A 21,361-nucleotide genomic window follows, 5' to 3' on the forward strand; every position below is an offset into this window, starting at 1 on the left:
TCTGCCTGCCCTTCCCGTTGAGATGAGTAGGTTGGTATGACTCACCGCTGAAAGCGCTTGCACAGAGAAAATGATATGAGAATTCGGTCGATCGAGAGGCCTAAACAAAGGCTGTAAAAGCAGGCAATCGGACTTGTTTTTTTTGTCCTTTAGACTGTTTGGACCAGTATTGGAATGAGTGCTGAAAACTGTGCGACAAGAGTCCTGATGATGATATGGAGCAGCATGAAGTCAGACGCAACATGAGGCTCAAGCCAACGAATCCACGCTGACCGGTGATGATGCATGAGGGAAGCAGATCTTGGGAAGTTGCAGCAGACTCAATGACATAGAGCTACTGACATAGAGTTACTGCATAAGATAAGCCGTGCTGAGCGAAGTGACTTCACTCCACGGCTTTTTAATATATCAGGCTGTCAGACCATCAGGTTCGGGAAGGGAGTGCATTCGGCAACATGCTGTCAGGGTATTGGCCAGAAGACAGGCAATAGTCATCGGCCCTACGCCACCGGGCACAGGCGTGATGGCCCCTGCAACTTCCTTGGCTGAGTCGAAATCCACATCACCGACCAGCCGTGTCGTGCCATCGCTCTGCTCAATACGATTGATCCCCACATCGATCACCGTAGCACCAGGCTTGATCCATTCGCCCTGGACGAACAGTGGCCGACCTACAGCGGCAACAACGACATCTGCACCACGCACGATCTCCTGCAGATTTCGTGTGCGTGAGTGGACTACAGTCACTGTACAGCTATCTCTCAACAATAGCTGTGCCATGGGCTTTCCCACTATGTTCGAACGCCCTATGACCACCGCATTCAGGCCAGACAGGCTGCCGCAAAATTCGCGCAGTAGAATCAGACACCCCAGCGGGGTGCAGGGCACCATGCCCTTCTGCCCGGTTGCAAGCAAACCGGCATTGGAGATATGAAACCCGTCCACATCCTTGGTCGAATCAATTGCATTGATCACCAGGGCTTCGTCGAGATGTCCCGGCAAGGGGAGCTGGACGAGAATGCCGTGCACCTTCGGATCGGCGTTGAGCTGACCGATCAGAGCCAATAACTCTGCTTCTGTGGTATCAGCAGGCAGCTTATGCTCATAAGAGTTCATGCCTGCCTCAAGGGTTTGCTTCCCCTTAGAGCGTACATAGACCTGTGAGGCCGGATCTTCACCCACCAGCACTACGGCAAGGCCAGGGGTGATACCGTATTGCCGTTTGAGATGCGCGACATGTATGGCTATCTTTTCACGCAGCGTGGCTGCAAATGCCTTGCCGTCGATGATCTGTGCAGTCATGTGGTCTCCTTTTTGGTTTTATTGCCTACGCTTACGCGAAAGATACAGGCCGTCCAGCAGCGCCGCCATTCTCAGTGACCCAGTTCGCATTATTTTCTATCCCGCCCAACGGAAAAAAGTGTACCTGCTCAATGCCGAACCCCGGATAGCGTGCCTTATGGGTAGCAAGCTCGATCAGCAGCTCGGTGGGCTCATAGGGCAGAAGCAGCTTGGTGACATCCTTAGCCCTGCGTTGCAGCACACGCATGCTGGGACCGACACCACAGGATACCGCATACTTGATCAGGGTATGAAGCTTGGCTGGACCCGCCAGGCCGATATGGATTGGCAGATCGACTTTCTCCGCTGCCAAACGGTCGGCCCAGTCGATGACCGGAGCTGCTTCAAAGCAGAACTGAGTCGTGATCGCCACATCTGCATCAGTCCGCTCGGAAAAAGCCTTTTTCCACTTCATCGCCTGCATCACCATCCTGTCGGAACCATCGGGGTCGATATCCCGATTCCCTTCGGGATGACCCGCGACATGCAGATGAGTGAACCCATCAAACAGACCTGATTCAAGCATCTGCATGGAGCTTTCGAACTCACCCACCGGAGCAGCAAGCCCTCCACCCAGCAGCAGAGCCTGTGTGACGCCTGCCTCACCCTGATATTGAGCGATCCACTCAGCCAACTCGGCGCGATCCCTGACGATGCGAGCAGGAAAGTGCGGCATGACCGGGAAGCCCTCATCCGCCAGACGTCGTGCAGTACGAATCATATCTTCGATAGGCGTGCCTGCAATATGGGCCACATAAACACGGGTACCCTTCGGTAGAATATCACGGAAGCTCACCACCTGGTCAGCGGTCCGTGGCATGACCTCAATAGAATAGCCGCTCAGAAAGCTCTCCAGCAACCGGGATGTCTGATCCTCTGTGCCGGCAGCAGGTTTGTTAAGAAAAGATAACAGCCCCATAATTCTCTCCTGTGTGCTGGTGGGTGGTGAGACCCCGTTGTGTATTGACTGAGATCAGGTTGCCGCGATCTTTTTGTTGGGATCAAAGAAAGGCTTATCGACAACAGTGGCTGTTGTAATTCCACTTGGTGTCTCGACGTCAAAGCTGGTGCCAAGCGCAGCAAAGTCGACACCGACCATCGCCAGTGCAATATTCTGTTCAAGACGCGGAGAAAATACGGCAGAGGTCACCTTGCCTACCTGCTTGCCATCCTTCTCCAGTGCCCAGAATCTGGAGTTGGGCCCTGCCAGAGCGGGACCATCGATCACCAGACCCACCTGCTTGCGCGAGACACCCGTTTCACGAATTCGCTTCAGTGCAGCCTTGCCGATGAAGTCAGCTTCCATATCCAGCTCCACCAGACGATCCAGGCCCAGCTCATAAGGATTGGTGTTGATATCCATATCCGCATGGTAGGACAGCATGCCACCCTCAATACGGCGAATGGTGGAGGTGTGACCCGGCTGAAGACCGAAGGGAGCACCAGCAGCCATGATCTTTTCCCACAGCTCATCACCTTTGGATCCATCCAGCAGATAGAGCTCATAACCCAGCTCACTTGACCAGCCGGTCCGGGATACGATCAACGGGATACCGTCCAGTTCATACTCACGCAGCCAGTAATAGCGCAGCTCGGTGATGCTGTCGCCGAACAGCGCCTGCATGATTTTGCCAGACTGAGGACCCTGCAACTGAAGCGGTGACACATCCGGTTCGCGGATGGTGACATCCAGACCCGAGTTGACTGCAACGCCTTGCGCCCACAGCAGAATGTCGCTGTCAGCCAGAGAGATCCAGAAGCGATTTTCTTCCAGTCGAAGCAGAATGGGATCGTTCAGTATGCCACCCTCGGCATTGGTGATAAGAACATACTTGCACTGACCTACCGCACACTTGGACAGATCTCGTGGCGTCAACAGCTGAGCAAATTTTGCAGCGTCGGGGCCGGTGATCTCCACCTGACGCTCAACCGCAACATCGCACAGGATGGCGGAGTTCACCAGATTCCAGAAGTTCTGCTCGGGATCACCGAAGTCACGCGGGATATACATGTGGTTATATACCGAGAAGCCTTTCGCGCCCCAGCGCACGGTCGCATCGAAATAGGGTGACTTCCGTATCTGTGTACCAAAGCCAAATTCTTGTTTTTGTGTCTGCATACTCATTTCCCAACCCTCATGTTGTGAGACCACGCCCTGTGGGTGAGATGACACACCACAGCAAGCGTTTGAACTGATAAAATGATATGAGAATTACGCCAATAGGGAGGCCTAAACAGAGGCCACTGAAGCTGACAATCGGACTTGTTTCAGGCATCCTTTAGTCCGTTTGGACTAGTGCTGAAACGAGCAGAGAAAATAGCGCTGAGAGGCCCTGATCAACATTACCGGAAGCGACATCATCAGCAGGCTGGCTGGTTTGCAAATAGATATGAATGTATGCTGCCCCCTCATACTGCTTATGCTGTGCGAATGTATTGGCAAACCGAGCTCATGAAAACATGAAAAAAATGCTACTGGACGCAGTGGATGTCCGAATTTTGAGCGCTGTGCAGCAGCACGGACAAATCAGTAAAACCAGACTGTCAGAACTGGTTAACCTGTCGCCGACACCCTGCTGGCTTCGACTGGAAAAGCTCAAAAAATCCGGGCTGATCACTGGCTATCGCGGAGATATTGCCGTCGATAGGATGCTGGATCTGACCCGGGTTTTTGTTACGGTTTCACTGAAGACACATAACAGATCTGATTTCGAGCGGTTTGAAAAGTGCATTCAGAGCATCGACGAGATCGTGGAATGCAGCGCAACAGGTGGTGGTTCAGATTATGTGATGAAAGTCATCACCACCAGTCTGCAGGAGTTTCAAAACCTGATCGAGGAGTTACTCTCAAAAGAGATAGGGATCGAGCGCTATTACATTTACGTAGTGACCAGAAACATCAAATCCACGCCCATTAATCTGTTGAAGTTAATGGATAAAAAGAAAGAATCTGGCATTTAATATTGCCCTGAGCCCATCACGATCCAGAGCGCTGCAAAATCAAAGCCCCTTCAGTTTGGCCTGATTCCAGTACTGGTCCAGCTCTTCCAGCGTAAACGCCTGCCAGGGACGACCCGACGCCTTCACCTGATCCTCGATATGGCGAAAGCGTCGCTCGAACTTGGCATTGGTGCCGCGCAGCGCCTGCTCCGGTTCAACCGACAGGTGACGGCACAGGTTGACCTGAGCAAACAGCATGTCACCCATCTCATCACGCACGGCATCGTGATCCTGTTCGCGGATCGCTTGCCTCAGTTCAGCCAGCTCCTCTTCAATCTTGTCCAGCACTTTGTCGGCTTCATCCCAGTCGAAGCCTACCTGTGCAGCACGCTTTTGCAGTTTGAGCGCACGGTTCAGGGCAGGCAGGGCCTGAGGAATTTCATCCAGCACGCGATCTCTGGATTTAGCCTGCCGCTCGTCCTGCTTGATGCTCTCCCAGTTCCGGTTCACCTGCTGCTGATCGACTACTTCAGTCGACCTTACACCACGCAACTCCCCGTCTGGAAACACATGAGGGTGGCGCCTGAGCAGCTTACTCACCAGTTGATCGATAATCTGAGAAAAGTCGAAGCGATTCTCCTCCTGCGCCAGCCGTGCATAAAACACGACCTGAAACAGCAGGTCACCCAGCTCATCCTGGAGATGGGTCCAGTCGCGCCGCTCAATCGTATCCACCACTTCATACACCTCCTCCAGCGTATGGGGTACGATCGAGTCGAAAGTCTGCTCCAGATCCCAGGGGCAGCCGCCATCAGGATCACGCAGCCGGCTCATCAGGTAGAGCAGATCATCCAGTGTGTAGCTCAAAAACGGCTCCCATTACGCTCACGACGTACATCTATCACGTTCGGCAGTTGATTGATCTTGTCCAACAGACGGCCCAGCATCTCAAGACGAGCGATTTCGACCGTCATCGACAGGCGGGCAATATTGCTCTGCTTATCTGTCAGGGTGTTGGCAGCCAGAATATTGAACTTCTCATTGGCCAGAATCATCATCACGTCACGCAACAGTCCCGAGCGATCATAGGCTTCGATAATGATATCCACTGGATAGGTGGTTTCACCCGCCTCATCCCAGTCCACCTCAACGATGCGGCGCGGCTCACTCTCTCTGAGTGTCAGCAGGTTACTGCAGGCCTCATGGTGTATCGACACGCCACGTCCCTGAGTGATGAAGCCGACTATCGGATCACCCGGTACCGGCTTACAGCAGGTGGCCATGACAGTGAGCAGATTGCCGACGCCCTGTATTCTGACGCCATCTTTCGACACTCGTCGCTCGGAGCTGCGCGCACTGGTCAGTGCCAGATCAAGTTGCTCATCATGATGAGTGATCTCAGGCTCGAACTGCTGTTGTGCTTCGTGAATGATCTGCGAAAGACGCAGGTCACCCGCACCGACTGCCGCATACATATCCTCTACGGAGCGATAATTGGTGGCAAGGGCAACCTTCTTGAAGTCGACCGCCTGCAGTTCCAGAGCCAGACGACGGAACTCCCGTTCCACCATATCCTGACCCGCTTCGACATTCTGATCCTTGGCCTGCAGTTTGAACCAGTGCGCAACCTTGGCTCTGGCTCGTGAGGTGGTGACAAAACCAAGATTTGTATTGAGCCAGTCACGCCTGGGTCGCTCTTCAGCCTGAGTCATGATCTCGACCTGGTCGCCGGTTTTCAACTGGTAATTGAGCTGCACGATACGACCATTGACCTTGGCACCCCGGCAGCGATGACCAACCTCGGTATGAACACGATAGGCAAAATCAACCGGAGTTGCGCCAGCCGGCAGATCTATGACATGACCATCGGGCGTGAACACATACACACGGTCCTGTACCACATCACCACGCAGGATATCCTGGAGGCCTTCACTCTCACCGAGATCTTCATGCCATTCGAGCACCTGCCGCAGCCAGGCGATCTTCTCCTCATAGCCATCCTTGCGGGCACGCAGGTCGGTACCCTTGTAAAGATGGTGAGCGCAGACACCCAGCTCTGCCTCTTCATGCATGCTGAAGGTACGGATCTGAATTTCCAGCACCTTTCCTTCGGGGCCAAACACAGCGGTATGCAGAGAACGATAGCCATTGGGCTTGGGCGATGCGATATAATCATCAAACTCATTCGGGATGTTACGCCAGAGCCCATGCACGATACCCAGTACCGTGTAACAGTCACGGATTTCGGGCACGAGCACGCGCACTGCCCGCACACCATAAACCTGATTGAACTCGATGTTCTTGCGTTGCATCTTCCGCCAGATGCTGTAGATATGCTTGGCTCGCCCTTCCACATCACCGGCAATGGAGGCATCCTCCAGGCGCTGTGTGAGCATACCTACCACTTCGTTGATGAAGCGCTGACGATCCAGTCGTTTTTCATCCAGCAGTTGGGCGATATGCTTGTAGGCATTGGGCTTGAGGTAGCGGAAGGACAGATCCTCCAGCTCCCATTTGATATGGCCTATTCCCAGGCGATGAGCCAGTGGAGCGTAGATATCGAAGACCTCGCGTGCCACCAGATAGCGTTTCTTGCGTGAGCCATCCTTGACGCTGCGGATAGCACAGGTGCGCTCAGCGATCTTGATCAGTGCAACACGCACATCATCGATCATCGCCACCAGCATCTTGCGCAGGTTATCCACCTGACCGCCACTGTCGCCCAGCACGCCGCTTTCGCTACGTGGGTTCTTGCGTGTACCGATCGCGGCCATCTGCAACACGCCGCTGATCAGGCCGGAGATCTCATCACCGAAGCGCTTGCGAATATCGGCCAGTTGCAGTTTATGCTCACGCACGGCGCGGTACAGAACCGCGGCAACCAGGGTTTCCTGATCCTGCTGCAGTTCTGCCAGTATCTGCGCCATCTCAAGGCCGGTCAGAAAACTCCCGACCCCCTGCGCCCAGACATCATCCTCGGTAACAGTCGTGTCCTGAGCGTATCTGGCCAGTTCACACGCCGCCAGCAGTTGCTCGGGGTTCTCAATCTGTACATGCTGCCTGATCTGCTGCAGCCATTGATCAAGATCGATGCTGCCATCTTCACGTACCGACTGCTCTTCACGTACTTTGACCATGTTAAACGCGCAACTCCTGATAGCTCATCAGTCACTGAGTCGAAATTGTCAGCCATTTCCGGACTCTCGTCTATTCCCATAAAGTTCCAGCTTCAGGGAATATATCATCCGGACAGCCTGCGACCTTTTATCATCGCGGCAATCAATATCTTAGCTGTTCTGACTCAGTGGAGCTAATGAGTACATTTTATTATGACCTTCCGTGGCAACTGATTGAGCCAACCTTGTGGCATATCGGTCAAGCCGGATTAAAAACACCTGTGGACAGGTAACGATCACCTCTATCACAGATAATGCAGACGATCGTGGCGTTTTCAACCTCCTGCGCCAGCCTCAGCGCACCGGCCACCGAGCCACCGGAGGAGACACCTGCAAAGATCCCTTCCATCTGTGCCAATTGACGCATTGTCTTCTCGGCCTCCTGCTGCGCTATATCCAGCACTTTGTCGACACGGAAACTTTGATAAATAGTAGGCAGATAGGCTTCTGGCCAGCGCCGGATGCCTGGAATCTGCGACCCTTCCGCTGGCTGCAGGCCCACGATGCAGATATCAGGGTTTTGCTCCTTCAGATAACGAGACACACCCATGATAGTGCCGGTTGTACCCATGGAGCTGACAAAGTGAGTGATCTGACCGGATGTCTGCTGCCAGAGTTCTGGCCCCGTACCGCGATAATGCGCCTCTGGATTATCCGGGTTGGAGAACTGATCCAATACGCGCCCCTTGCCTGCTGCCTGCATCTCCAGCGCCAGATCACGTGCGCGCTCCATCCCTTCAGCCTGGCTGACTTCAATCAGCTCGGCACCATAGGCAGTCATCGCAGCTTTACGTTCGGCGCTCATATTGGCTGGCATGATCAATTTCAGCCGGTAGCCCTTGATAGCAGCCGCCATCGCCAGCGCAATACCTGTGTTGCCAGATGTTGCTTCTATCAGCGTATCGCCCGGTTTGATGTCGCCGCGCTCTTCGGCCAGAGTAATCATGCTCAGCGCCGGACGATCCTTGACGGAACCTGCCGGATTATTACCCTCAAGCTTACACAGCACCATATTATTGTTGGCTACCGGGATTCGCTGCAAACGAACCAGAGGAGTGTTACCAACGCAATCGGCTATCGTAGGGTATTGAATTTGCATAATAAGTTCCAAAAACCTGTGTAAGGATACCGGGGAAATCAGCCACCGAGCCTAATCCCTAGCAAATTAGTCAGGAATAATACCAGTGGGACCCCAACGGCTCAAGACGGTTCAACCTTCAGCAATCACGGTTGCAGCCACCAGATCGCGTTCATCACTGTAGGACAGGTGCCAGTGGCATATCCCCTTCTGTTGCGCTACCTCTGCTGCATGTCCGGTCACGGTCAGCAGGGGCTTCCCCAGCTCGTCATGGCTGATATACAACTGTTGCCAGCCGACGCCATGACCGATACCTGTTCCCAGCGCCTTGACAGCTGCTTCTTTCGCGGCAAATCTTTTAGCCAGAAAACGCGGCTGATCCATCTGCTGCACAAAGAGATCATACTCCGTCTGCGTCAGAATGCGCTGAGCCAGCCGCGGCGTGCGAGTCAGCGCCTGCTCGATGCGAGCGATCTGGATAATGTCGAGACCGAGGCCGAGAATCATCCGCGCAACTGATCCCGCTGTGCTTGCACCCGCTGCTGTGTTGCCTGCATCAGTTGCTGCATCTCTTCGACGGCCTGACGCAAGCCGGTGAACAGCGCCCGGGCGATAATCGCATGGCCGATGTTCAGCTCATTGATTTCGGGGATCTCGGCAATCGCTTCGACATTGTGGTAGTGCAGACCATGGCCGGCATTCACTATCAGCCCCTGCTTCCAGGCATAGGCAGCAGCCGTCTTGATCCGCGCCAACTCAGCCTGCGCCTCTGCCAGTGTATGGGCATCTGCGAAAGCTCCGGTGTGCAGCTCAATAGCAGGTGCCCCGCAGCGCACAGCAGCATCTATCTGGAAGGGTTCCGGGTCGATAAACAGAGACACTTCACTCCCGGCGGCACCGAGGGTTTCGCAGACCTGAAGGATCTGCGCTTCATGACCTGCCACATCAAGACCACCTTCGGTCGTCAGCTCCTCGCGCTTTTCAGGCACCAGGCAGACATGCGCCGGCTCAATTTCCAGTGCAAATGCCAGCATCTCATCGGTAATCGCGATCTCTAGATTCATCCGCGTCTGCAGCACCTGAGCAAGGATGCGAATATCCCGCTCCTGTATGTGGCGACGATCTTCACGCAGATGCACGGTAATGCCATCAGCGCCTGCTTCTTCTGCCATCAGCGCGGCCTGAACCGGGTCCGGGTAGCGCGTTCCACGCGCCTGACGCAGTGTGGCGATGTGGTCTATGTTCACACCCAGTAACAGACGATTTGGATCGATCACGTTGTTCTCCTCGAGGATTGGAATAGCGCACGGCTCTGCAGTGGGCGATCACCCAGCAGTACTGTCAGCGCTTCACGCATCAGATGCTTGGCACAGCGCCGAACATCTGCCTGCTCATATTCATCACGGGCTATTGCCTGCAGGCAATGCCCCGGATAGATCTGGCGCTCACCTGATGTTGATTCTATCAGACCCTGATCAGGATCAAAGCGGTAGTAGGCGTCTGCCACAACTCTGCCCAACGCCAGTTCATAACCCAGCTCTTCTAGTAATTGCCGCTCAAACAGTCGTAGTGCTGACTCAATATCATCACCGGATGCCAACTGGTTCAGCACATAGGTATAAAAGAGATAGAGCCGGGGGTGAGGGTCTTCCGGCTGCAGCAGTCGCTGCAGCAGCTCATTGACATAGAGCCCGCATAACAGGGCATTTCCCTGCAGGGGTGGCGCGGCCATGGCCAGTTCTGACTGACTCAGTGATTTGAGTTCATGCCGCCCTGACCAGCTGATCTGCATCGGCTGAAAGGGCTGGAGAAGGAAGCGGCGACGAGAGCCGGCACGACGAACGCCCTTGGCAACTGCCGTGATACGGCCATACTCCAATGTGAAGAAGTCCACCAGCACACTGGTTTCCCGATAGGGTCTTCCATGCAGCACGAAAGCCGCCGTCAGCTCAACGCGCTGGCGCATCACTCATGCCTGTAGCCCAGGCTGCGCAGTGCTCGCTCATCATCCGACCAGCCACGACGCACCTTGACCCAGAGATTCAGCATCACCTTGGACTCGAACATTCGCTCTATATCCAGTCTCGCATCCCGCCCGATGGTTTTCAGACCAGCGCCCTTGTCGCCGATAACAATACGCTTCTGGCCTTCACGCTCAACCAGAATCAATGCACTGATGGTCAGCAACTGGCTGGTTTGCGAGAACTCTTCGATCTCGACCGTGAGGCCATAAGGCACCTCTTCACCGAGATTACGCATCAGCTTTTCCCGCACGATCTCTGCCACAACAAAGCGGGAACTACGATCCGTGATCTGGTCCTCATCGAACATATGAGGCCCTTCGGGCAGATACTTGTGCACCAGTGCTTCGAGCTCAGGCACGTTGTGTCCCCGTTTGGCAGAAAGCGGCAACAACGCAGTAAACTCCCGCTTGGCCGACCACTCTTCCAGCTTCGGCAGCAGATCCGCCTTATCCTTGAGCTGGTCAACCTTGTTCACGGCCAGTATCACCGGGCACTGAATATGTTCCAGCTTGCTGAGCACGATATCATCTTCGACCGTCCACTTGGTGCGATCGACAAGGAAGATCACCAGATCCACATGACGCAGCGCCTGAGAAGCCTCTTTGTTCATGAAGCGATTCAGCGCCTTGCCCTGTGCATCATCATGCATGCCCGGTGTATCGACATAGATCACCTGATCGGCACCTTCAGTCTTGATACCCAGTATCTGCTGCCGAGTGGTCTGCGGCTTGTCTGACGTGATACTGAGTTTCTGGCCCAGAATATGATTCAGCAAGGTTGATTTACCGACGTTCGGACGACCGACAATCGCCACGTAGCCGCAGCGACTCGTTACGGGTTGATCTGATTCCTGCTCACTGTGTTTATCTGTCATGCGGATGCCTCCTGTTTGATGGCCACCAGCATGGCACGAGCGGCTTCCTGCTCAGCCTGACGTCGGCTGCTGCCGACACCCTCTGTCGGGGAAGGCTGCAAGGATATGTGACAGCGGATGTGGAACGTCTGCGAATGGGCCTCACCCTCTACGCTGACCAGCTCATATTCGGGAAGGTCCAGCCGCCGGGATTGCAGAAACTCCTGCAGACGGGTTTTGGAATCCTTGACCGAGCCCTCCAGATCAAGGCTGTTGAGGCGCGCTTCGAACCAGCGCAGAATAAAGCCACGCGCTGTATCAAGCCCTGCATCGAGATAAATGGCACCGATGACAGCCTCTACCGAGTCCGCCAGAATCGAATCTCGACGGAAGCCCCCGCTTTTCATTTCACCCGAACCCAGGCGCAGATAATCACCGAAGTTCAGTTCACGAGCGACCTCGGCCAGCGTTTCACCTTTCACCATCATGGCACGCAGGCGACTCAGTTGCCCTTCGCGAGCACCCGGAAAGCGCTGATAAAGATCATCTGCTATGACAAAATTGAGAATCGAGTCACCGAGAAATTCCAATCGCTCATTATTGCGATTACCACAGCTGCGATGTGTCAACGCAAGCTCAAACAGGGACTCATTGGAAAATGTGTGGCCCAGTCTACGGGCCAGTTCAGATACTGGTTTTATCAAGGCTTTCTAACTTCGTAAATCTCTTCAAATTTAACCACGGCATCGACGTTGTAAAACATCGGTACTCTGATCTCGTAATCCAGCTCAAACTTGACCATACCCGACTGCTCGGTAATTTTCAGAGCATCCTGGCTCGGCAGTGATACCTGGTTGATCAGGAACTTGCGGTTGATGTTCTGACGTATCTGAGCAGGCGGTCTGGCCAGCTCTTCATTATCTTCAGAGGTAGCCTTGACCACCGAGTTGATGGTGGCGTGATCCCAGTAGGCAGGATAGAGTTTGAAGCCAACGGTCAGGAATATACCGGCGACGATCAGAACTGACAGCACACCGAAAAAAGTGGCACCGCGCTGCGATCCATAGTGACCTGTTTTCATCACACACTCCTATTGAATTCGACGAACAATGCTGAAGTCAGGCAAGCTGAAGAAGTTATCCCAGTGCATCCAGACCGCAACCGCTTTTCCAACCAAGAGATCTTCCGAGACAAACCCCCAGTAACGACTGTCATTACTGTTATCTCTGTTATCACCGACAAAGAAGTAGTGCCCTTCAGGGACAACCCACTGTCCGCTCATCGATGGCCGACCGAGGTCTTGATAGACCTGATGAGCAATATCACCCAGTGACTCCCGCAACAGCAGCACCTCCGGATTACCGGGTGGCAGCCTTGCAATCAATTCGAGGTTTACCTCCTCACCATTGATATACATCACTTTATCATGATAGGTGACAGTATCACCCGGCAAACCCACCACCCTCTTAATATAGTTAACAGACGGCTGTTTAGGGTAGCGAAAAACCGCCACATCACCCCTTTCCGGATCATTTACCTCGACAAAACGTTTATTCAGGACCGGTAGACGCAAGCCATAATGGTATTTATTAACCAGTATGAAGTCGCCGACCTCCAATGTCGGCAACATGGAGCCGGATGGGATCTGAAAAGGCTCATATAGGAATGAACGCAATACCAGCACAACCGCAAGCACAGGAAACAGTGATTTCGCCGTATCGGCCCAACCCGGCTGACACAGAACTGCTTCCACCGCTTCGCCAGGCAGCTCACCATGCTCACGTTTCATTTCTTCGAGCCTGCGGCGTCTTCCGGGCGCCAACATCAGCGCATCGATCAGCCAGAGCAAGCCGGAAACAAACGTAGCCAGTACCAGAACCAGTGCGAAGTCAAAGTCCATTAAAGCCTCAGTTATCTACTTTCAGTACAGCCAGGAAGGCATCCTGCGGGATCTCGACACGCCCGACCTGCTTCATTCGTTTTTTACCCTCCTTTTGTTTGGAGAGCAGCTTTTTCTTACGACTTACGTCGCCACCATAGCATTTTGCCAATACGTTCTTACGCAGTGCCTTAACAGTGGTTCGCGAAATGATCTTACCACCGATAGCGGCCTGAATCGCAACATCAAACATCTGACGCGGAATCAGCTCTTTCATTTTTTCACATAACAGCCGCCCGCGATAGGCCGCATTATCCTTATGCAGAATGACCGCCAGGGCGTCAACCTTCTCACCATTGATCAAGATATCCAGACGTACCAGTTTTGCTGCATCGAAGCGCTGGAAATGGTATTCCAGTGATGCATAACCACGACTGGCTGATTTCAGACGATCAAAGAAATCCAGTACCACTTCAGCCATCGGCATTTCGTAGGTCACCTGTACCTGACGGCCGACAAACTGCATGTTCTTCTGAACGCCTCGCTTATCCACACACAAACCGATCACCTGCCCCAGATAATCCTGCGGCACCAGAATATTGGCCAGCACTATCGGTTCACGCATCTCTTTGACGCTGCCCGGATCCGGTAGTTTGGATGGGCTGTCGATCTGAATCACTTCACCGTTGTTCAGCTCAAGTTCGTAAACAACCGTTGGTGCAGTGGTAACCAGATCGAGATCATATTCACGCTCAAGCCGCTCCTGAATAATCTCCATGTGCAGCATACCAAGGAAGCCGCAACGAAAACCGAATCCGAGCGCATCGGATGTTTCAGGCTCAAAAAACAGGGAAGCATCATTAAGCGTCAGCTTATCCAGCGCTTCGCGGAAATCAGCATAGTCATCAGCGCTGGTGGGGAAAAGTCCGGCATAAACCTGCGGCTGCACCTTTTTAAAACCCGGCAGACTATCTACATCTGGCGTTTTGGACAGGGTCAGCGTATCACCGACAGGCGCGCCATGAATATCCTTGATACCGGCGACAACGAAACCTACCTCACCGGCACTCAATGATGGTGTCGGCAGGCGTTTCGGCGTAAACACACCGACTTCATCCACCATGAAGGTCTGTCCGGTGGATTTCACCAGAATCTTGTCCTTCTTGCGCAGAGTGCCTTCCTTGACGCGTACCAGCGACACGACCCCTAGATAGTTATCAAACCAGGAGTCGATGATCAATGCCTGCAGCGGCTTGTCGATATCGCCGACTGGTGGCGGTATGACGCGGATAAGTTCATTGAGAACGTCTTCTACACCCAACCCGGTCTTGGCAGAACAGGTGATCGCATCTGTCGCATCGATACCGATCACTTCTTCGATCTCAGCGCGAACACGATCCGGCTCTGCCTGGGGCAGATCGATCTTGTTCAAGATTGGCAGTACCTCAAGCCCCTGCTCAATCGCCGTGTAGCAGTTGGCAACCGACTGAGCTTCAACCCCCTGTGCCGCATCGACAACCAGCAGCGCCCCCTCGCAAGCAGCCAGTGAGCGGGAGACTTCATAGGAAAAGTCCACATGCCCCGGTGTGTCGATAAAATTCAACTGATAGGTTTTACCGTCACGCGCTTTATAATGCAGTGTAACGCTCTGGGCTTTGATCGTGATTCCACGTTCACGCTCAATATCCATCGAGTCCAGCACCTGCTCAGACATTTCGCGACTGGACAAGCCATCGCACTGCTGAATGAAACGGTCAGCCAGTGTCGATTTACCATGGTCGATATGTGCGATGATTGAAAAATTACGAATATGATCCAGATTACTCACAGTCTAGTCTCAGTCAGTGTCCACAGAGCAAGATGCCCACAACAAGCGCGATAGTCTACCTTATTCGCCCAGTTTCAGCTATCTACTGAGCCTTGTGACGCGCAATTTTCGACGCAATAACGCAGAAGGGGGCCCCTCGGCCCCCTTCTGGTTCTGTCGCAAATGCCCAAGTGATCAGCCACCGGTACGCAGCGGTATGAACATCGCATTACCACGCCGAACGATTCGCACAGGTACAGCACGGTTTTCTGGCAAACGGGACACGACATCATCAAACTGATCAACGGTTTCGATCCGCTCTCCATTCAGCATGGTGATGATATCGCCAACCATCAGACCAGAAGCCGCGCCCGGACCATCCCTCAACTCTGCTACCACCACGCCTGCACGCACATTCCAGCGTGTCTGCTGCTCTGATGTCAGCGGGCTGACCACGAGCCCCAGATTATCCACCTGAGCCTGCTCAGGCCGTGTTGTTGCGGCAGCCAGTTGATCCGGGTCCGGCAGTAGACCAATAGTGACAGGAATAGTGAGTCGCTCCCCCTCCCTTATCACATCGACACTAGCAACGGTTCCTGGGCGCACCCGACCAACCTGGTGCGGCAGGTCGGATGAAAGCTGTATTTCATTACCATTGAAACTGAGGATAACATCCCCCTCTTTCAGCCCTGCTCCCTGAGCCGGACTATCGGGCATCACCTGCACGACAACGGCACCCGAGGGTTTATCAAGACCAAAGGACTCCGCCAGATCACGGCTCACCTCCTGAATCACAACGCCCAGCCACCCTCTGGCAACGGTACCTGTATCCCTCAGTTGATCAGAGACCTCCATTGCAACATCTATCGGGATGGCAAATGAAAGCCCCATGAAACCGCCTGAGCGAGTGTAGATCTGAGAGTTGATACCGATCACCTCTCCATCCAGGTTAAACAGTGGACCACCGGAGTTGCCCGGGTTGATGGCCACATCGGTCTGGATGAAAGGGACATAACTGTCATTGGCCAGCGAGCGCTCTGTGGCACTGACGATTCCTGCCGTGACACTGTAGTCGAAGCCGAAAGGCGAGCCGATAGCAAGGACCCACTCACCCACTTCGATATCGCTGGAGCGGCCGATTCGGACATACGGTAACTGATCAGCATCAAGCTTCAGCAGCGCAACATCGGATCGTGGATCTGAACCAACCACTTCCGCTTCCAGTTCACGCCGATCGTTCAGACGCACAATCACTTTCTCGGCATCCTGAATAACATGATGATTGGTCAACACATAGCCATCTTCAGAGATGATAAAACCTGACCCCAGCGAACGTGGTGAGGGTCTTTGCTGTCGCGGAGTGCTTTCTGGAAAACCACGGAAGAAGTGACGAAAAATTTCAGGCACCTCCGGACCATCAAACTGGCCAAAGGGACTGAGAGGGATGTTATCGGATGAGCTTGTTTTTGGAATGGTGCTGATATTGACTACTGCGGGAGACGCCTCTCTGACAAGGCTTTTGAAGTCAGGAAGCGCGGCGAATGCGGCCAGTGGCGTCAGCAAAATCAGTAAAGCCATTCCAAGGGCAATTGACACTTTTTTCATCTTCAGACCTTTTCCATCGATTCAAAGAACAACCCGCAGAAGAACGGGCCTGTAGTCACCTGTAGACAACAGCCGGGCAGATAAGATCCGCCCACACAAAAAACCTGCCAGCAAGCCCGTCACTGCAGACAGAATCTGCCACAACTCGTGATGGAATATCTGCGAAGACACCAGAGCAGCGAGTATCATCATCACAAGCGGTAGCAAATAGAGAATCAGGGAAGCACGTACCAGCGCCCCTTCATTGAGCCCGATCAGCACCTGACTCCCCACCCGAACATCCAGGCACTGAGGATTATCGATAGCCATATCGGTTGCTTCGCGGATCAGCAACTGGGTAATACGCTTCTGCCCGCAACCTGCTTCAGCCTGACAGGAATCACAGGCACTTTTGCGTACTGTTCTGACACTGATACTGGTACCTTTGACATCGGTCACCAGCGCAGTTTCTTCCAGCATTGAGATCAATCCAGCAATTGCACCGAAGAGGCAACACGATCAGCCAGCATCAGCGGTAGATTGCCCACAACGGTCACAAAGTAATCTGACTGCACCTTACCCAGTGCAACATAGCCACCTGCCTGAGAAACGCCTTCTGGGACTCCTTCACGACCAAGTTGCTCAATACTGATTGAAAAGGCATCCTGACCATTCGAGAACACCATGACTTCGCCATAAGGAATCAACTCATGACGCACATGGCGATAGCCTTCCGGCAACCAGCCTGGCTGCCACTGAGCAACTTTTTCATCCGCTGTAAGGTGCTGATGCTGATCTATGTAGCGATTGATGCTGACAGGAGAGCGAATGATTTCCAACTCCTGCAGGCTGGTTGTGAAGTCAGACTGTGCACCGAGACGGGTACGCATATAGCTGCTGCTACCGGCAGACTGGGGTAGCGTTACGTTGGATACCACCCCCGTGGAGCCTGTATCCACATTCTGATCAAACATGCCGACACCCAGAATAATCGCGGCAGTGACAGATGCTGCGACAGCCATACTCGCGACGGATTTCCACATACTGTGGCTGCCCGCGTGTGAAACAGACACACGATCCGTATCAGATGAGCCCGGGATCGGCTTGGCAGACAGCTCCTCATCAAGTGCGATGCTGCTCATCACGGCCGCACTGAGATCGGCCTTCGGCAAAGCCACCCCTTTTTTATGCATGATCGCGCTGGCAAGATGATATCGACGCCACTTTTGCATCAGATGTTCACTCTCTCTGGAATGCGACAAAAGACGACGCAACTCCAACTCATCCACTTCACCATCAACCAGAGCGGAAAGTGATTCAGCTTGCTCTTTCATCCTGCACTACCTCAATACGTTTCTAACAGCACCTGCCATCAATCAATGATCGGCAAGCAACGGAGCTATTTCATTATCAATGGCTTCACGAGCCCTGAAGATACGTGACCTGACGGTACCTACCGGACAGCCCATGACATTGGCAATTTCTTCATAACTCATACCCTCAAATTCTCTCAGAGTGAGCGCCACTCTGAGATCTTCAGGAAGTTTATCCAATACGCGGTTGATCACCTGCTGCAACTGATCGCGATACAGGTTGTTTTCTGGCGTATCAATATCCCTGAGATGGCTGTCGCTGTCGAAATACTGGGCATCAGCAACGTCCACATCAACATCTGGCGGTCTGCGTCCTCTTGCCACCAGATGGTTTTTAGCCGTATTGATGGCAATTCTGTACAGCCAGGTATAAAAAGCACTATCACCACGGAAACCAGGAATGGCTCGGTAGGCTTTGATAAAGGCCTCCTGAGCCACATCATAAGCCTCGTGATGGTCATATACATAGCGCGAAATCAGTCCGACAATCTTGTGCTGATACTTCTTAACCAGCAGATCAAATGCCGTTTTGTCTCCCGACTGTACACGCGCAACAAGCATCTGATCGACGTCCGCAGGGCTTTCGTTAGACACTTAAAATCCTTAGTTGAACCGGTTCATAAAGTCTCTGCGTACAGAGCGTTTAAAGAATCAGCATAATACTCCGATCACCCGCATCACAACCCCTGTTACGTCTATCGTCATGCAATAGATATGAGGGTTGTAAAATGCCGAAGTTCCATACCGATTGTAACTTTTTATCTCCCATATGCTGACTCAGGAGCTTCTATATCTGCATAATACCATTATGTGGCTAATTTGAGCCTGACAGGAATGAAATATGACAAATGCAAAGCAGTATGATGTTCTGGTGATAGGCAGTGGCGCTGCAGGCTTGACCCTTGCGCTCCAACTGTCAGGGAAGGCAAGGATTGCTGTTCTGAGCAAGGGTGATCTTCACAACGGATCTACCTGGCTGGCACAGGGAGGCATCGCTGCAGTTCTGGATGCCAAGGATAATATTCAGAAGCACTTTACCGACACCATGACCGCAGGTGCCGAATTAAGCATTCCTGAAGCCGTAGAACACACAGTAAGCGAGGGCCCGAATGCGATCAACTGGCTGATTGAGCAGGGTGTGCCCTTTACACGCGAAGGTGACCACTACCACCTGACACAAGAGGGCGGACACTCTCATCGACGCATCATCCATGCCTCGGATGCTACCGGCAAAGCAGTACAGGAAACATTGATACAGCGCGCCAAAGAGGCAAAGGGGATTGAGTTCCATGAATACCACATAGCAGTGGATCTAATCACTCGCAAAAAACTTGACCTTGCGGGTAACCGCTGCATCGGCGCTTATGTTCTCAATCATCGCACAGGAAAGATAGAAGCCTTTACTGCCAGGTTCGTGGTCCTCGCAACTGGAGGTGCTTCAAAGGCCTACCTCTATACCAGCAACCATGATGGAACCACCGGTGACGGCATCGCCATGGCCTGGCGTGCAGGTTGTCGGGTAGCGAATATGGAGTTCAATCAGTTTCACCCGACATGCCTGTACCACCCCAAAGCCAAATCCTTTCTGATTACAGAAGCTGTCAGAGGCGAGGGTGGTCACTTGCTACTGCCAGACGGCACGAGATTCATGCATAGATTCGACCCAAGGGGCGAACTGGCACCGAGGGATATTGTGGCCAGAAGCATTGACCATGAGATGAAACGACTTGGCTGCGACTGTGTCTATCTCGACATCTCGCACAAACCAGCAGAGTTCATACTGGAACACTTCCCGACCATTCATGAAAGGTGTCTTGAATTCGGCATAGATATTACCCGCGACCCCATACCAGTTGTGCCTGCAGCACATTATACCTGCGGTGGCGTAGTAACCGACCAACAGGCTCATACTGATATTCCAGGCCTCTATGCTATTGGTGAAACCGCATTCACCGGCCTACATGGCGCCAATCGCCTTGCATCAAACTCACTGCTTGAGTGTGTAGTATACGGACAGGCTGCGGCAAGGGATATTTCTTCACAACTGAGTGCTCCGCACCAGATAGAGGATGAAAACATTCCCGACTGGGACGAGTCTCTTGTGACAGACTCGGACGAGGACGTTATCATCTCGCACAACTGGGACGAGCTAAGACGTTTCATGTGGGACTATGTCGGCATTGTCAGAACCAGCAAACGACTTAATCGTGCACAGCACAGAATTACCCTCCTGCAACAGGAGATAGCCGAGTACTACTCCAACTACAAAATCAGTCGTGATCTGGTGGAGCTGCGAAACCTTGCTACAGTGGCTGAGCTGATCGTTCTCAGCGCGATGCAGCGTAAGGAAAGCCGCGGACTGCATTATACCAAGGACTTTCCTGAACCGGGTTCGGAACTGGCTGACACCATCCTTGCGCCTATCAACTACCCCTGGAAGGAAGCTCTACGGCGGGGGCAAGACTGAGCGCAACTCTCAGACGCCGAAAAGTATCCTGATCCACTGAGTCAGAGGCAATAACCAGCCAGTCATACAGCCTGCGCCGATCACACTGCACACATAACACTAACAAATGTGGCGCGACAGCAATGCGCCTGATACTGGCTACATCGTACGCTTCACCTTCGGTATCGATCAACTGCATATGGCGGGCATCCAGATCCCACTTCATACTAGCCAACTTGCAGGACCTGAACTGGTAAAAGCCAGACAGCACTCCTGCCAGTGAAAGCAGCAGTAGAAAAAAGCCGCAGATGACCAAATACGACGAAAGGTTACTGAAAACAAGGCAGGCAAGGGCCACGCCATGCGCCACAATCACACTCACTGACATCAGGCGTGATGGCGCACACTGCACTTCAAGCGGACTGAACCCTATCAAGAATCATCCTTACGATACGTTTCAGGCCAGCATCTTCCGGCTCACCTCGTTGCATGAACCAGACAAACAGATCTGTATCCTCACAGGCAAGCAACCTGACAAAGTTTTCCTGATCTTCGGCTGACAGGTCACGAAATGCATTCTGGACAAATGGACCCAACAATACATCAAGCTCCAGCATGCCACGCCGGCACTGCCAGGCCAGACGCTTAATATCCTCTTCTGTGTACATCAAGTTCACCGCCTAAAAATGGAAGTAGCTATTTAACACTCAGGATCAGGCAGGTGCAAGCTGCCAAACGCAAAAACCCCCGATCTCGAAGAGACCGGGGGCTGCGGTATTAAGTGCCTGGCGATGACCTACTCTCGCATGGGGAGACCCCACACTACCATCGGCGATGACGCGTTTCACTTCTGAGTTCGG

General features: G+C 53.2%; 22 protein-coding genes and 1 rRNA gene. 2 read left to right on the top strand and 21 right to left on the bottom strand.

Features of this window, described 5'->3' with window-relative positions; translation table 11 throughout:
- Positions 1–408 precede the first annotated feature (408 nt).
- The 3 genes from folD to F7R27_RS10065 are packed head-to-tail and all read right to left on the bottom strand — an operon-like array spanning position 409 to position 3,460.
- Positions 409–1,302 carry a bifunctional methylenetetrahydrofolate dehydrogenase/methenyltetrahydrofolate cyclohydrolase FolD gene (gene folD, locus F7R27_RS10055; RefSeq protein WP_151704110.1) on the bottom strand — a complete coding sequence of 298 codons (894 nt, stop codon included), beginning with the start codon at positions 1,300–1,302 and terminating at the stop codon, positions 409–411.
- Between the two features lie 31 nt (positions 1,303–1,333).
- Positions 1,334–2,260, bottom strand: a complete 927-nt coding sequence (locus F7R27_RS10060) for a methylenetetrahydrofolate reductase (protein ID WP_151704111.1) — start codon at positions 2,258–2,260, stop codon at positions 1,334–1,336.
- A 54-nt stretch (positions 2,261–2,314) separates the two neighbouring features.
- Positions 2,315–3,460: a glycine cleavage T C-terminal barrel domain-containing protein gene (locus tag F7R27_RS10065; RefSeq protein WP_240776328.1), complete on the bottom strand. Its 1,146-nt coding sequence runs from the start codon at positions 3,458–3,460 to the stop codon at positions 2,315–2,317.
- Positions 3,461–3,801: 341 nt separating this feature from the next.
- On the opposite strand from F7R27_RS10065, the gene F7R27_RS10070 reads away from it, so the two are divergent.
- The gene (locus F7R27_RS10070) at positions 3,802–4,302 is read left to right on the top strand and encodes an Lrp/AsnC family transcriptional regulator (protein ID WP_151704113.1); all 501 of its coding nucleotides are present in this window, start codon (positions 3,802–3,804) and stop codon (positions 4,300–4,302) included.
- 39 nt (positions 4,303–4,341) lie between these two features.
- On the opposite strand, the gene mazG is transcribed toward F7R27_RS10070, so the two are convergent.
- The 15 genes from mazG to rpoE form a co-directional block, all read right to left on the bottom strand.
- Positions 4,342–5,148 (bottom strand): nucleoside triphosphate pyrophosphohydrolase, encoded by an 807-nt coding sequence (gene mazG, locus F7R27_RS10075; protein ID WP_151704114.1) that lies wholly within the window; start codon positions 5,146–5,148, stop codon positions 4,342–4,344.
- Positions 5,145–7,418 carry a GTP diphosphokinase gene (relA, locus tag F7R27_RS10080; protein WP_151704115.1) on the bottom strand — a complete coding sequence of 758 codons (2,274 nt, stop codon included), beginning with the start codon at positions 7,416–7,418 and terminating at the stop codon, positions 5,145–5,147. Before relA ends, mazG begins: the two co-directional genes overlap by 4 nt.
- Positions 7,419–7,656: 238 nt before the next feature.
- On the bottom strand, positions 7,657–8,556 hold the full coding sequence (gene cysM / locus F7R27_RS10085) for a cysteine synthase CysM (RefSeq protein ID WP_151704116.1): 900 nt from the start codon (positions 8,554–8,556) through the stop codon (positions 7,657–7,659).
- A 111-nt stretch (positions 8,557–8,667) separates the two neighbouring features.
- A complete protein-coding gene (acpS, locus tag F7R27_RS10090; protein ID WP_151704117.1) occupies positions 8,668–9,042 on the bottom strand; it encodes a holo-ACP synthase in 375 nt (124 codons plus the stop codon).
- Complete coding sequence (gene pdxJ, locus F7R27_RS10095; protein ID WP_151704158.1) at positions 9,039–9,809, bottom strand: pyridoxine 5'-phosphate synthase; 771 nt, start codon at positions 9,807–9,809, stop codon at positions 9,039–9,041. Before pdxJ ends, acpS begins: the two co-directional genes overlap by 4 nt.
- The gene (gene recO / locus F7R27_RS10100) at positions 9,809–10,501 is read right to left on the bottom strand and encodes a DNA repair protein RecO (RefSeq protein WP_151704118.1); all 693 of its coding nucleotides are present in this window, start codon (positions 10,499–10,501) and stop codon (positions 9,809–9,811) included. The genes pdxJ and recO overlap by 1 nt, the downstream gene beginning before the upstream one ends.
- Positions 10,501–11,433, bottom strand: a complete 933-nt coding sequence (gene era, locus F7R27_RS10105) for a GTPase Era (protein WP_151704119.1) — start codon at positions 11,431–11,433, stop codon at positions 10,501–10,503. Before era ends, recO begins: the two co-directional genes overlap by 1 nt.
- Positions 11,430–12,116, bottom strand: coding sequence for a ribonuclease III (rnc, locus tag F7R27_RS10110; RefSeq protein ID WP_151704120.1), 687 nt, complete (start codon positions 12,114–12,116; stop codon positions 11,430–11,432). The genes era and rnc overlap by 4 nt, the downstream gene beginning before the upstream one ends.
- On the bottom strand, positions 12,113–12,493 hold the full coding sequence (locus F7R27_RS10115; RefSeq protein ID WP_151704121.1) for a DUF4845 domain-containing protein: 381 nt from the start codon (positions 12,491–12,493) through the stop codon (positions 12,113–12,115). The genes rnc and F7R27_RS10115 overlap by 4 nt, the downstream gene beginning before the upstream one ends.
- A 9-nt stretch (positions 12,494–12,502) precedes the next feature.
- Positions 12,503–13,312: a signal peptidase I gene (lepB, locus tag F7R27_RS10120; RefSeq protein WP_151704122.1), complete on the bottom strand. Its 810-nt coding sequence runs from the start codon at positions 13,310–13,312 to the stop codon at positions 12,503–12,505.
- 7 nt (positions 13,313–13,319) lie between these two features.
- Complete coding sequence (gene lepA / locus F7R27_RS10125) at positions 13,320–15,119, bottom strand: translation elongation factor 4 (RefSeq protein ID WP_151704123.1); 1,800 nt, start codon at positions 15,117–15,119, stop codon at positions 13,320–13,322.
- 174 nt (positions 15,120–15,293) lie between these two features.
- Positions 15,294–16,703 carry a DegQ family serine endoprotease gene (locus F7R27_RS10130; RefSeq protein WP_151704124.1) on the bottom strand — a complete coding sequence of 470 codons (1,410 nt, stop codon included), beginning with the start codon at positions 16,701–16,703 and terminating at the stop codon, positions 15,294–15,296.
- Between the two features lie 21 nt (positions 16,704–16,724).
- Positions 16,725–17,162 carry a SoxR reducing system RseC family protein gene (locus F7R27_RS10135; protein ID WP_151704125.1) on the bottom strand — a complete coding sequence of 146 codons (438 nt, stop codon included), beginning with the start codon at positions 17,160–17,162 and terminating at the stop codon, positions 16,725–16,727.
- A gap of 5 nt (positions 17,163–17,167) precedes the next feature.
- Positions 17,168–18,016 carry a MucB/RseB C-terminal domain-containing protein gene (locus F7R27_RS10140; protein ID WP_151704126.1) on the bottom strand — a complete coding sequence of 283 codons (849 nt, stop codon included), beginning with the start codon at positions 18,014–18,016 and terminating at the stop codon, positions 17,168–17,170.
- 42 nt (positions 18,017–18,058) lie between these two features.
- The gene (gene rpoE, locus F7R27_RS10145) at positions 18,059–18,649 is read right to left on the bottom strand and encodes an RNA polymerase sigma factor RpoE (protein WP_151704127.1); all 591 of its coding nucleotides are present in this window, start codon (positions 18,647–18,649) and stop codon (positions 18,059–18,061) included.
- A gap of 247 nt (positions 18,650–18,896) precedes the next feature.
- On the opposite strand from rpoE, the gene nadB reads away from it, so the two are divergent.
- Positions 18,897–20,522, top strand: coding sequence for an L-aspartate oxidase (gene nadB / locus F7R27_RS10150; RefSeq protein ID WP_151704128.1), 1,626 nt, complete (start codon positions 18,897–18,899; stop codon positions 20,520–20,522).
- Here the strand turns inward: nadB and F7R27_RS18970 are convergent.
- The 3 genes from F7R27_RS18970 to rrf all read right to left on the bottom strand — a co-directional run.
- Positions 20,479–20,889: a protein YgfX gene (locus tag F7R27_RS18970; protein ID WP_338088396.1), complete on the bottom strand. Its 411-nt coding sequence runs from the start codon at positions 20,887–20,889 to the stop codon at positions 20,479–20,481. The two genes, nadB and F7R27_RS18970, sit on opposite strands and share 44 nt — an antisense overlap.
- A gap of 25 nt (positions 20,890–20,914) precedes the next feature.
- Positions 20,915–21,169 carry an FAD assembly factor SdhE gene (locus F7R27_RS10160; RefSeq protein WP_151704130.1) on the bottom strand — a complete coding sequence of 85 codons (255 nt, stop codon included), beginning with the start codon at positions 21,167–21,169 and terminating at the stop codon, positions 20,915–20,917.
- Positions 21,170–21,284: 115 nt separating this feature from the next.
- A 5S ribosomal RNA gene (gene rrf, locus F7R27_RS19030) occupies positions 21,285–21,361 on the bottom strand; the annotation flags it as partial.

This window comes from Nitrincola alkalilacustris, from assembly GCF_008973755.1.
Lineage (GTDB): Bacteria > Pseudomonadota > Gammaproteobacteria > Pseudomonadales > Balneatricaceae > Nitrincola > Nitrincola alkalilacustris.